We start from the raw sequence: 12,760 nt of genomic DNA, 5'->3' as shown, positions 1-12,760 counted from the left end.
ATTTTAATATATAATTCGAAAAAATGAAAAAGTTTTACCTTTTAACCATGCTGTTCCTTTTTGCGTTCTTTACGAATGCCCAGGTGACAGTACAGGGAGTACCCAGAAATGATATTCAGGGGATCAGCAGCAACCAGCTGAATACAACAGTAACCACCAATATCAACTTTTCCGATATTCAGTATTGGGTGGGAAGCGGAACGAATGAAGCGGCTTTCGTAGTTCAGTGGAACGACAGTAAAAATCCTGATGCCCTGGTATGGGGATTCCGATGGAACGGAAATGCAACCGGTGAAGATATGCTGAGAGCAATTGCCCAGGCCGATCACCGATTTTTTACTTTACTTTATCCCGGAACCCAGTTCGGGACGGCAATCGGAGGATTCGGTTTTGACCTGAACGGGCAGAATACCAATGCTCTTTACAAAAACGGCAATACAACCTATCCTCTTTATCCTGTAAGCGGTGTTCTAAATACCTCGGCCTATGATTTTGATGATTATACTGCAGCAGATGCTGCGGATCATTGGGGATCCGGATGGTACAACAGCTACTGGTCTTATTGGGTAAAAGATCCTACAGATACTGATTTCGGATATTCAGGGGTAGGAGCGACTTCCCGTGTGCTTCAGAACGGTTCATGGGATGTGTGGAATTTTAATCCAGGAATGAATTCTTTTCCTGTTTCTTCTACATTAACACCGGTTTCGGCTTATGTTTCCGCTGCCAATTTTACCAACGGCTATTTTATGGTGAATGAAGAATGGTACGGGCATACCAACGGTTCTGTCAATTTTATTGATAATAACGGGCAGGTTAATTACCGTGTTTACAGCAATACGAATAACAACCATGCCTTTGGTGCTACTACTCAATACGGGACAATCTATGGTGATAAGTTTTATTTTATCTCGAAACAGGCTGCAGATGGCGGTGACACACAATATACGCCTGGTGGAAGGTTGGTTGTAGCCAATGCGCATACGATGCAGAAAATTGCAGGATTTAATAATATTGGTGGCGGAGACGGAAGATCATTTGTAGGAGTAAACGAAAATAAAGGGTACATCGGAGCTTCCAACGGTGTTTATGTATTTGATATTGCCAATTTACAGGTTGGAAGTTTAATTGCCGGAACAGGCGGAGGCGGTCAGTATGCCGGGCAGATCGGAAATATGATCCGTTCTTCAAAATATGTATTTGCAGTAAAGCAGTCTGCTGGAATTTTAGTAATCGATCCTGCTACGGATACTCTGATCAGCACGATTCCCGCAGTTTTCCATTCTATTGTACAGGCTAAAGATGGAAGTATCTGGGCCATTCAGGATCAGAAAGTGGTGAATATTCATCCTACGACTTTTGCAACCACTTCTTATAATATCCCAACGACCAAATATTTAGGTTCGTGGGGAGCATGGAATGCGGGAAGCTTTTCAGCGAGCAGCAAACAGAATGTTTTATACTGGATCAATTCGGTTAACAGCTTTGTTTCGGGGACCCAAATTGTAAAATTTGATGTAACTACTAAAGTATTTAACGAAACTTTTGCAACGATTCCGGGGCAGACAGGTACTTACAAACAAATTCCTTACGGAGCGGGACTCCGTGTAAATCCAACTACTGATGAGCTGATCCTGAATACAACTGAAAGCGGTTATGGTGCGCATTATCAAAAAAACTGGATCCATACTTTTGATGTTAACGGAACACTTACGAATACGAAAACCCTTAATGATTATTACTGGTTTCCGGCTATGGCTGTATTCCCGGATAATACTCTTCCGGTTGTAAGCAGTACGTTCCCGTCACAGGTTAACGTAAGTAATGCCTCTGTGATTGACCTGAAAACGGTAGTTTCTGACGAAGACAATCTTTCATCTGCCATTGTAAAATCGATTAAATCGAATTCCAACCCGGCGGCTGTTTCTGTTGTGATCAATGCCAATGATGAACTTGTTTTGACTCCGCTAGCTTCCGGAACAGCTGATATTAAGATCAGTTTCAATTCAAACGGGAAAGTAGTTGAAAAAGTGCTTACGGTTACCAGCACAACTTCTACTTTGGCTACAGCAGAAGTGAAGAAAATTGAATTCAGCATTTATCCGAATCCGGTAACAGATATTCTGACTCTTAAAACCCAAGAAAAGATCTTGAACGTGACTATATATGATGCTTCAGGAAAAATTGTCAATGCGCAGTTGAACAATGGGCAGATCAATGTTAGTGCACTTCCAAAAGGTATTTATATTTTAAAAGCTGTAACAGATAAAGCTGTATATCAGCAAAAGTTGATCAAGAAATAAAACCTTATCACATCTTTATATTTCAATGAATCGGCGGCCCGAACGGGCCGCCGATTTTTTTAGGCATTATCAGAATGTTTTAAAATTCGATAGACTGAAAGCCTGCTTGATCTGATCTGTTATGTTTCTTTTATTATTTGATAACCACCTTTTTAGAATATGTTTTTCCTTCTTTTGTGGTAAGGTTCATGATGTATACTCCCTGTGGCTGTTTTGTTTCAAATGTATTTGATGTCAGCTTGGAACGGAATACCTCTTTTCCTGAAGCATTGGTTAAAGTAACCTCCGAACCTGCTGCAGTAATATTTTTGTCAAGAGTAAACTGTCCGTTCTCATTGTGAGCCATGAAATTAATATACGGATCTTTGTACTGATAAGCATAATATACTCTAAGCTCACCGCCTATATTCAATAATCCTGAGTTCACATTGATTTTAACACGGTCAAAAGGAATGTTCATGGTAAGCTCAATCTCACCTTTGCTTGGGTCTCCGGCTCCAAGGTTGATCAATCCACTGTTAAGAGTTTGATAATCGTTGTTGGAAACATCACCGTTAAATGTTTCAATGGATACTCCTCCCAATAGTTGGGCAGATATTGGAGTGCCATTTGAACCAATTCCAATCACAAGCTTGTTGGTATTGTTGGCAATATTGGTCGTTGGAAAGATTAAGGTCTGTTCCGTTCTTGCCAAAAGGCCTACTGAAACCTGCATAGTTGAGTAGTCATTTTCGTTGCTTCCTACTGCATTTTGAGGATTCAATACTCCACAACCTAAGCATACTCCAAATACCTGATTGGTTTGGCTGCTTGCATAGGTCTTCACAATCTGTGCAAAAGTCATCGTGCTTGTTAAAACTAGAAATGATGCCAGAACTGCTGCTTTCATCGTGCGTTGCACCGGTAATAAATGAGTTTTCATATGTATAAAATTTTGGGTTTTAGTTTTTTATAAATTTATAAATAAAATGATTATGTTGTATATTTTATTTCATATTTATGTGAATTGTTAATAATTTATTGATATTTATGATTATGAATTTATTTTTCATTTAATTATTTGATTGAAATTTTTCTGGAATATGTTTTTCCTTCTTTAGTGTGTACATTCATGATATAAACACCTTCAGGCTGTCTGGGTTCAAAAGTGTTTGACTTTAATATAGAACGAAAGACTTCTTTTCCGTAAGTATTGAACAATGTTACTTCTGAACCTTCTAACGCAACATTTCCTCCTAGAGTAACCTGACCGTTCTGGCTGTGAGCCATTATGCTGCTCAGTGGATCCTGGTAAGCATAATAAATTCTGAATCCGCCGCCTAAGCTAAGTACACCTCCGCTAAGTCTTATTTTAACTGCGTTATAAGAGCTGGCAGGAATAAGTTCTATCGTTGCTCTGGAAGGATTATCGGTTAGCTTCAGCAGATTACCGGTAATCATCTGACTGTCATTATTGGCTGTTGTGCCGCTCATTGTTTCTATGTAAATACCGCTTAAAAGCTGAACTGTAAGAGGAATGTTATTGGTGCCGATACCGATCACCAATTTAGTGTTGATTCTCACTTCCGGGAACCTCAGGGTCTGTTCAACGCCTCCCAATAAAACGGTACCCATAACCATGGTGGAATAGTTTTCTTCATTATCTCCCACGGCATTCAGAGGATTCTGTACGGCGCATCCAAGGCATACACCATATACATTGGAAAGCTGGTCATTCGCATAAATTCTGCTTTGTGCCTGTACGTTACTCGATTGAAATAAAAAAGACATAAATAAGGCAGCCTGAAAAAGAAGGTCTTTTGAAAGGAAAATAGATTTCATATTGTAATAAAGTTTTGGTTAATGTTTTATCCAAATTTAAACATAAAAGTATATGCAAGCAATATTATTTCTATTTAGTGTGAATTATGTAAGATTTCTTAATTCAATATAATCGTCAGGAACTTTTTTATTCTAATAAGTCTTGCTAAGCCGGATAACTATTTTTTCTTTCCTTTAATATTAGGTAAAAACGCAGTTATTATACCCATAAGAGGTAAAAACGCACAGATTTTAAATACATATTCAATGCTGGTGTCATCTGCTAATGCTCCCAGGACAGCAGAACCAATACCGCCCATTCCAAACATAAATCCGAAAAATAAACCTGCCACCAATCCAATTTTGTTAGGCATAAGATCCGTAGCATACACAAGGATGGCAGAAAATGCAGATGCGATGATTAAACCAATTAAAACTGCAAATACTATGGTCCATACCAAAGGAAGATAGGGAAGGCAGAGTGTAAAAGGTGCAGCTCCCAAAATGGAAATCCAGATAATTTTCTTTCTGCCGTATTTGTCACCCAGCTTTCCGCCAAGGATTGTACCTACAGCAACTGCCGCAAGAAACATAAATAAATATAACTGGGAATCCTTTACAGAAATGTGAAATTTATCAATAAGAAAAAAAGTAAAGTAGTTGGTCATTGATGCCAGGTAGATGTATTTGGAAAATACCAGAGCCAGCAGAATTGTGACAGAAAATATAATTTTTTTTCTGGACAGCTGAATTTCAATAATATCATTCGGATGTTTAGCGGATTTTTTTAATGAGAGCCTTTCCGCATACCAGTTTCCGATTCTCCATAATAACAAAATACCTATAAAAGCTGCAATGGCAAAAAGTCCCACGTAACCTTGTCCTAATGGAAGTACAACTAATGCGACCAGCAAAGGACCGATAGCACTTCCTGAATTTCCTCCTACCTGAAAAATGGATTGGGCAAGTCCTTTCTGACCGCCCGATGCCAGCTGAGCCACCCGGGAAGCTTCAGGATGAAAAACAGAAGATCCCATACCGATTAATGCTACCGCAACCAGGATCATATAATATTGATGGGCAGATGCCAAAAGGAGAAGTCCTGCCATCGACAGTCCCATTCCTATAGCCAAAGATCTTGGATTGGGCCTTTTATCAGTATAAATTCCTACAAATGGCTGTAAAATGGAAGCCGTAAGCTGAAATACCAATGTAATAATACCAATTTGCGCAAACGACAGACCGAATTCACCCTTTAAAATTGGATATAGTGAAGGAATGGTAGACTGGATCAGGTCATTTAAAAAATGAGAAAAGCTGATCATAAACAGGATCGGGTAGACAATTTTAGTAGTATCAATTGCTTGTTTCTGAATATTTTCCATGAATTGCTATTTTCAAATTCATCATGTCATCTGATGAATTTTGTTAAAAAATTATTTTTAGTGTACTTTATCTACAATGAGCTGTGCAATACGGGCTGCGTTTTCGGGATCTTTATTTTCTATACATTGATAAAGGTCCATATGTATTTTTTGTGAAATTTTGAAAGAGTCTGTATTGTTGTTATGGCTGCTCTCAAAACTTCGGAGAATATGTTTGCTGGTTATTTTATATATTTCTTTCAGCAGTGCATTGCCACATGCTTCAGCAATGGATATGTGAAAATTAATATCAGCCTGATAGCATTCCAGTGCCTGGTTTTCTCCAGCCAGTTTTTCCCGGAGATCGAGATACATTTTCATCTTTTTTAAATCTTCTTCGCTGCGATGAATAGCTGCCCTCGCTGCAATCTTAGAATCCAGAACAGAACGTACTTCATATACTTCCTCTATTTCCGCTTTGTCGATCTTGGTTTCTAGTGATTCCTGCACATTTTTAGAAGTTACGAATGTTCCCACACCTTGCTGGACGCTTAATACCCCTTTTATAGATAATATTTTTATGGCTTCACGGATGCTGGAACGCCCTACACCGTAAATTTTCATCAGTTCCGGTTCAATCGGGAGCTTTTCACCAATGGGATACTGATCGTTGATTATCCCTTCAATCAATCGTTCCGCAACTTCCTGGGCTAATGTTCTTCTTTGAATTTGCATAAATACATCTTATCATCTGATGAATGCAAAGGTATAGCTTTTCCAGAATGTATCCTAAAATTTAATTAAAAATTAAAATGGGAGGATAATAAAAGAGATCTTAATAAAAAATCTCTTTCAGCTTTTTGACAGAATATTATTCAATAGCGTTGATAGCCTGGAAGATTTTCTGTTTTGACCGTTCAAATATTTCTCCTCCGAACTCTTCGTTATCCAGTGAAATTACAGTAACATCTTTAACTCCCATGATTCCGAAAATAAACTTTAAATAAGTCGTCTGGAAATTCATATGCTCATTTTTTTCACCTTCGCCGTAACCTGTATCACCTCTGCTGGAAAGAATGAAGAGTTTCTTATTTTCAAGCAATCCAACATAGTCTCCATCAGGTTTTCCGGACCGGAATCTCCAGGTTACATTGATTCTCATTATCTGATCAATATATGCTTTTAATCCGCTTGGAACAGACCAGTTGTACATAGGGCTTCCGATGACATAAATATTGTTTTCTTTTAATTCCCTGACCAGCTCGTTGCTTAGTTGTAAGGCATGCTGGTCTTCCTCAGAGCGGTTTTCCGGTTTTGCAAATGCTCCGGCAATCCATTTTTCATTGATCGGATTAATGATTTCCAGCCCCGTTTCTCTGAAGGTGAAATGATCGTAAGGATGTTTACCCCTCCAGTTGTCAACAAATAACTGTGTCAGTTTTCTGCTGTATGATCTTTCACTTCTAATGCTTGCATTAATGATAAGTAGCTTGTTCATCTCTTTAATTTATGAATACAAAGCTCTGAACTAAAAAAATGGAAGATATTGATCTAGTTCAATGGATTTTATTTTTCTTCCGGATCCTGCTCAGAAATTCTGGTGAGATGCCCAGATAGGAGGCAATAAGATACTGTGGTATTTTGGCTGCAATTAGGGGATAGTTCTGCAAAAAATCCAGGTAGCGGTATTCTGCATCATAAATATGGGAATAGATTATTCTTTTCTGCAGTGCTCCAAGATAGCCCTCTAAAATGATACGGAAGTATCTTTCGAGGGAAGGAATTTGCTTCAGCATGTTTTGAAAAGCATGAAAATTGATCTGTAAAATTTCAGTTTTTTCCAAAGCCTGGATATTGTACATGGAAGGCTCCTGTTTACGGAAGCTCTCCATATCCGTTGCCCACCATTCGTCAATGGCAAAGTACAGAATCTCCTCATTACCGGTATTGGCATTAATGCAGAATGCCTTCAGCGTTCCGGACACAATATAATTATCCGTACGGCAGATTTCCCCGTTTCAAAGAAGATAATCGCCTTTTTCCAAAGTCTTTGCTGACCATAAAGTGCCGAAAAGCACCTGTTCCTCATTGGTGAGTTTAACGTGCTTGGAAATGGTATCAGTTAATTTTTGCAAACCGTTCAATGGATCTAGTCTGATTTAATGAATTATCGGAATGCAATTTAATAAAAGGGATTGTAAATACAGTGACTGAAAGTCATTTTGTGTTCCGGGGTTCTGAAATAGACTTTAATAAAGAACAATGGCTAAAAAGAGAACAGGAAAAACGATATGAATCATTTTTCCTGTTTAGTAGCCCGTAGGGGAATCGAACCCCTCTTACCAGAATGAAAATCTGAGGTCCTAACCGATAGACGAACGGGCCCTCTATCTTCCACTATCAGATAGTGTGTTAGATTTTTGTTTTTATAAGTTTACAACTCTTATTATTAACCACTTGGTTAGCAGTGATTAAATTAGTAGCCCGTAGGGGAATCGAACCCCTCTTACCAGAATGAAAATCTGAGGTCCTAACCGATAGACGAACGGGCCAACTATACTTTTACGCTAATTTATTAACGTGTTTTGTTAATTTGCTTTTCAAGTTAGCCGCTTTGTTTTTGTGGATAATGTTTCTTTTAGCTAATTTATCCAATAAAGCGATAACTTTTGGCAGTTGCTCTGTAGCAGCAGCTTTGTTTTCTTCATTTCTCAAAACTTTAAGAGCAGTTCTTGCAGTCTTGTGATAATATCTGTTACGAACTTTTCTAACTTCGTTTTGTCTAATTCTCTTTAATGCTGATTTATGATTTGCCATATCGTTCAAATGTGAGTGCAAAACTATAAACTTTTTTTTAATCTGCCAAATTATTTTTTAAAATTTTTCAATTTTCTTCGGACAGGTATTTTCTGAGTTTATCTATTGCTTGTTCTATTTTTAAATTCTCTTGTTCTCGTTCTATTTTCTTGATTGTGCTGCTTAGCATAACCATCGCGTTGTTCCATTCTCCCGTAGTATTGGTAAAGGAAAGCCCATCAATTGTTACCTCAAAGGCAAACCTTTCTCCAGTCCTGTAAAGTCTGAAACTTATTTTATCATCCCTGCCTGTAATCCCGTCTTCATTGATTTGTAAATCGTAACTTTTTGGGTTAGAGTGGATTTTCTTAAAAAGAAGCTTTGCTTCTTGTATTTTTAAATCCGGCATGATATTCAAATTTGGTAGCCTATAGGGGAATCGAACCCCTGTTGCAAGAATGAAAATCTTGAGTCCTAACCACTAGACGAATAGGCCAAATTTTGAGGTTGCAAAAGTAATAATTAACTTTTTAACTTCAAAATTATTTTTAACGTTATTTAAAAACTTTTTGGATAATGGTATTCTTGATTCCTTTGGATTCAAGGTCTTTTTGAAGCTTTACAGCATCTTCTAATGTATATACCTTGCCATAGGTGTAATAGAACACTCCATTGTCTTTATTTCTTTCTACATCTTTCAATGTCTGAAGAATAAACGAATTGCCATTCAGTTTTTCGCCCGTATAAACTTCTATGGTATAATATCCGGTCAGCAGCTTTTGATTCGGCATAAATCCTACCGCATAAGCATTCCTGAATCCTGCATCTTTAGCTGTTTTAAGGTTGATGTCTTTTATAGAAGCCATATTGGTTACTCCGTAGTAATATTTATACTGACCATTGTCTTTGATAGGCAGAATATAATTTAAGCCTTTTAAAGCAGGATCTCCGTCATTATATTTGTTAGGGGAGCTCAACAGTAAAATTCTGAAATCATTTTTTAAAGGAGTTTCAGCCGGTTTTTCAGGTTCCGGTTTTCTTGTGGCAATGGAAGATCCTCCTGTTTTCCTGTCAATTGCTTTTTTATAATCGATAATGGCATTATAAATACTTTCCGCAATTTCACTCTGTCCTTTTTCGGAGGCCAGATAATGGCTTTCTTCAGGATGGTTGATGAACCCCGTTTCAATAAGTACTGACGGCATTGCATTCATACGCAGTACGTGAAGGTTCTTCTGGAATACTCCCCTTGAAAATCTTTTGTCTTTATTAACGAAGTTACCTTCTACCAGTCCGCCAAGCAGTAGGCTGGATTCCAGATATTTGTTCTGCTGCAGTTTCAGTGCGATGAGAGATTCCGGAGAGCTTGGATTGTAGGACCCGAAGGTTTGTCTGTCTTTTTCATCAAGAAAGATTACATCATTCTCTCTTTTGGCCACTTCGAGATTTTCATCATTCTGGTTAGGTCCCTGTACATAAGTTTCCGTTCCGTAGGCTGTTGGTCTTTGTGAAGAATTACAGTGGATCGAGACAAAAAGATCGGCTTTGCTCCTGTTGGCCAGATTGGTTCTGTCCGAAAGAGAAGGATATTCGTCGTACTTACGGGTATATATAACTTTGAAATCTCTGTTTTTTTCCAACATTGCCCCTACTTTTAAAGTAACGGCAAGCGTAACATCTTTTTCGGCAACTCTTCCGATGTCCGAATAAGTCCTGTTCGCTCCGTGATCACTCCCCCCATGGCCGGCATCCAAAACAATCGTAAATTTCTTTTGCGAAAAAATTAAAATGCTGGGAAGGATGAGGAGAAATGATAAAATTATTTTAAATTTTTGTTTGTACATCTTACAGTTTTAAAAATTATACTAATTTTGAGCCATAATTATAGAATAAAATTGGCCAAAACCGTCCTCAAAAATATATTACAAATTTTAATTATCCTAATTTTTAACAATTTTTTAGCACAGAAAACGCCTGAAAAATTGCCTAAAAATGCGGTTAATGATACTATTTCCAAAAAGGATACCATTGTAGTAAAAAAGGAAGCTTTAGATGATGTTCTCCGCACAAAAGCAGATGACCAGCGAAGAGATGTTCCAAAGAAAATGACGTTCCTGAATAAAAATGCCCAGGTAAAATACCAGGACATGCAGATCGATGCAGATTATATTTCTATCGATGACAATAAAAATCTCATCTATGCACGAGGGAAGCAGGACTCCTTAGGCAAAATTATTGAACCTGTAATTACAACTCAGGCCGGTAAAAAGTATGAAACCAATGAGTTCAGCTACAATACCAAAACCAAGCAGGCGATAGCTTTCAATGCAAGGACAGAAGAAAGTGAAGGGGTCATCACAGCACAGAAAACAAAGAAGTATAATGATTCCGTTTTCGCCATGAGGAATGCGGATTATACTACGGACGAATACTATATCAAGAAGAAAGATACGGCTTCGGATTACTTTATGAGGGCATCTAACATCAAGCTGATCAAAACCAAAAACAAGTCACAGATTGTTACCGGACCTATTCAAATGTATATAGAGAGGGTTCCTACGCCTCTTATCCTTCCGTTTGCCATTCTTCCGTTTTCGGAGAAGAGGGCAGCAGGTATCCTTATTCCAAGTTTTGGGGAAAGGGAAGATGTGGGGTTCTTCCTCAACGGATTAGGATATTACCAGCCAATAGGGGAGCATTTTGATCTTAAAATACTTGCCGATATTTATACCAAAGGAAGCTGGAACCTGAGGCCGCAGATGAATTATCTGAAGAAATACCGCTATTCCGGAACATTTACAGCAGATGTGGGAACAATGGTAAGAGGGATTAAAGGATTGGATGATTATACGAAAAACAGTACCTACAGAATTGCATGGACCCACACGCAGGATACCAAGGCAAACCCTTTCCTGACTTTCAGTGCTTCTGTGGATGTCGTAAGTACCAAATTTTATAACAACCCGCTTAACAATAATTATATTTTCAACCAGAACGTTCTGAATACGCAGCAGAGTTCAGCGGTAACGGTTACGAAAAGATTCTTAAAGCTTCCTGCAACAATTACGGGAACGGCATCATACTCCCAAAATTTTGCGACCGGGCTTGCGGATCTTCGTCTTCCTCAATTGAATGTAGCCATCAACCAGTTTTATCTGTTTAAATCGAAAACGGGAGTAAGACAAGGGCTTCTTGAAAATATTACGGTGAATACAGGTTTTAACCTGACCAACTTTGTAACGACACAGGAAAATGAACTTTTTACAAAAGCGATGTGGGACAAGATGCAAACTGGACTTAAAAATAATATTGCCCTGGGAACCAATACAACGGTGGCCAAATATTTTACTTTCAGTTTAAACGCAACTGTTGATAATGCTTTAACTACAAAAACTCTAAAGAAATATTATGATCCTGTGAAAAATGCGGACGTGGATGAAATCCAGAAAAACATTGCAGGATACTCTACGTTCTCAACATCTGCCAGTCTCCAGACGACCCTTTACGGGATGCTGAAATTTAAAAAAGGCTCTGCAGTAGAAGCAGTAAGACACATGATGACGCCAAGTCTTAGCTTCACTTATTCACCGGACTTCTCGAGTCCCGGGTTTGGATATTACAGAAATTATTATAACGCAGAAGGAGCGCTGACCCCTTATTCTATTTTTGAAAAAGGAATTGTAGGAAGTCCGTCAAGCGGTGTGGTAGGAGCGCTAGGTTTTAATATCGGGAACAATATTGAAATGAAAGTAAAATCCAAAAGTGATTCTACCGGCGTAAAGAAAATAAAGATCTTCGAATCCCTTAACCTTTCAGGGAATTACAATTTCGCAGCTAAGGACCATCCTTGGTCTGTGTTCAGCATCAACGGACAGTCTTCTTTCTTTAATAATAAATTAAACGTTAATACCAGTCTTTCACTGGAACCTTATAAAATTGTTTTTGAACCGGGTGCCACACAGGGAATAAGAACAGAACAGTTTGGCCACTTCAGTGTGCAGGGATTCAATGTACAGCTATCCTATCCTTTAAGCAGCGAGCTCTTTGGCGAAAAAACTGACTATTCTAAAAAATATCCTGCAAAAGGAGAAATAAGGAATGAAAATTATTATTTTGATGATGATAATTATGCCCATTTCGATCAGGCCTGGACTTTAAATATCAATGCCAACTATGCTTATTCAAAAGGATTGTCTGCATTGGGTACAAAGATTGCTTCTATAGGTCTGGATGGAAGTATTAAACTTACTCCTTACTGGAATATCAACGGAAGCACGCATTTTGACCTGGTAACCAAAGATCTTGCCTACACAAGAATCGGGTTCTCCAGAGATCAGCGAAGTTTCACGATCAATTTCAACTGGGTGCCTTTCGGGCAGTATAAGGTATATGACTTCTTTATCGGTATTAAAGCTAATATCCTGAGTGATGCTTTGAAATACAAGGACAGAAGTTTTACACAGCCTGGCGCACCTTTCTAATATCAGATTGACAATT

Annotated in this window: 11 protein-coding genes and 3 tRNA genes; 2 read left to right on the top strand and 12 right to left on the bottom strand. The window is 38.2% G+C overall.

Annotation, left to right across the window (positions count from 1 at the left end):
- Positions 1–23 precede the first annotated feature (23 nt).
- Positions 24–2,303: a DUF5074 domain-containing protein gene (locus BUB03_RS07615; RefSeq protein WP_073061648.1), complete on the top strand. Its 2,280-nt coding sequence runs from the start codon at positions 24–26 to the stop codon at positions 2,301–2,303.
- Positions 2,304–2,436: 133 nt separating this feature from the next.
- On the opposite strand, the gene BUB03_RS07610 is transcribed toward BUB03_RS07615, so the two are convergent.
- The 12 genes from BUB03_RS07610 to BUB03_RS07555 all read right to left on the bottom strand — a co-directional run bounded on the left by BUB03_RS07610 (position 2,437) and on the right by BUB03_RS07555 (position 10,107).
- Positions 2,437–3,225: a T9SS type A sorting domain-containing protein gene (locus BUB03_RS07610; protein WP_083538879.1), complete on the bottom strand. Its 789-nt coding sequence runs from the start codon at positions 3,223–3,225 to the stop codon at positions 2,437–2,439.
- Between the two features lie 134 nt (positions 3,226–3,359).
- Positions 3,360–4,124: a T9SS type A sorting domain-containing protein gene (locus BUB03_RS07605; protein ID WP_073061642.1), complete on the bottom strand. Its 765-nt coding sequence runs from the start codon at positions 4,122–4,124 to the stop codon at positions 3,360–3,362.
- A gap of 158 nt (positions 4,125–4,282) precedes the next feature.
- Positions 4,283–5,488 carry an MFS transporter gene (locus tag BUB03_RS07600; protein ID WP_073061639.1) on the bottom strand — a complete coding sequence of 402 codons (1,206 nt, stop codon included), beginning with the start codon at positions 5,486–5,488 and terminating at the stop codon, positions 4,283–4,285.
- A gap of 57 nt (positions 5,489–5,545) precedes the next feature.
- Complete coding sequence (locus tag BUB03_RS07595; protein WP_073061637.1) at positions 5,546–6,202, bottom strand: FadR/GntR family transcriptional regulator; 657 nt, start codon at positions 6,200–6,202, stop codon at positions 5,546–5,548.
- A 136-nt stretch (positions 6,203–6,338) separates the two neighbouring features.
- Positions 6,339–6,965 (bottom strand): FMN-dependent NADH-azoreductase, encoded by a 627-nt coding sequence (locus tag BUB03_RS07590; RefSeq protein WP_073061634.1) that lies wholly within the window; start codon positions 6,963–6,965, stop codon positions 6,339–6,341.
- A 58-nt stretch (positions 6,966–7,023) separates the two neighbouring features.
- Entirely contained in the window at positions 7,024–7,452 is a 429-nt protein-coding gene (locus BUB03_RS07585; protein ID WP_228417797.1) for a Crp/Fnr family transcriptional regulator, read from the bottom strand.
- A gap of 328 nt (positions 7,453–7,780) precedes the next feature.
- Positions 7,781–7,852, bottom strand: a tRNA-Glu gene (locus BUB03_RS07580).
- A 95-nt stretch (positions 7,853–7,947) separates the two neighbouring features.
- Positions 7,948–8,019, bottom strand: a tRNA-Glu gene (locus BUB03_RS07575).
- 10 nt (positions 8,020–8,029) lie between these two features.
- The gene (gene rpsT / locus BUB03_RS07570; protein ID WP_040993501.1) at positions 8,030–8,284 is read right to left on the bottom strand and encodes a 30S ribosomal protein S20; all 255 of its coding nucleotides are present in this window, start codon (positions 8,282–8,284) and stop codon (positions 8,030–8,032) included.
- Positions 8,285–8,351: 67 nt separating this feature from the next.
- Positions 8,352–8,672, bottom strand: coding sequence for a hypothetical protein (locus tag BUB03_RS07565; protein WP_040993502.1), 321 nt, complete (start codon positions 8,670–8,672; stop codon positions 8,352–8,354).
- 12 nt (positions 8,673–8,684) lie between these two features.
- Positions 8,685–8,759: transfer RNA gene (locus BUB03_RS07560), tRNA-Glu, on the bottom strand.
- A gap of 58 nt (positions 8,760–8,817) precedes the next feature.
- Positions 8,818–10,107: an N-acetylmuramoyl-L-alanine amidase family protein gene (locus BUB03_RS07555; RefSeq protein ID WP_073061631.1), complete on the bottom strand. Its 1,290-nt coding sequence runs from the start codon at positions 10,105–10,107 to the stop codon at positions 8,818–8,820.
- A 51-nt stretch (positions 10,108–10,158) separates the two neighbouring features.
- Between BUB03_RS07555 and BUB03_RS07550 the strand changes: the two genes are divergently transcribed.
- Positions 10,159–12,744, top strand: coding sequence for a putative LPS assembly protein LptD (locus BUB03_RS07550; RefSeq protein WP_394363665.1), 2,586 nt, complete (start codon positions 10,159–10,161; stop codon positions 12,742–12,744).
- Positions 12,745–12,760 lie beyond the last annotated feature (16 nt).

Source organism: Chryseobacterium oranimense, assembly GCF_900129755.1.
Classification (GTDB): Bacteria; Bacteroidota; Bacteroidia; order Flavobacteriales; family Weeksellaceae; genus Chryseobacterium; species Chryseobacterium oranimense.
This window is presented reverse-complemented; position numbering and strand designations above follow the sequence as displayed.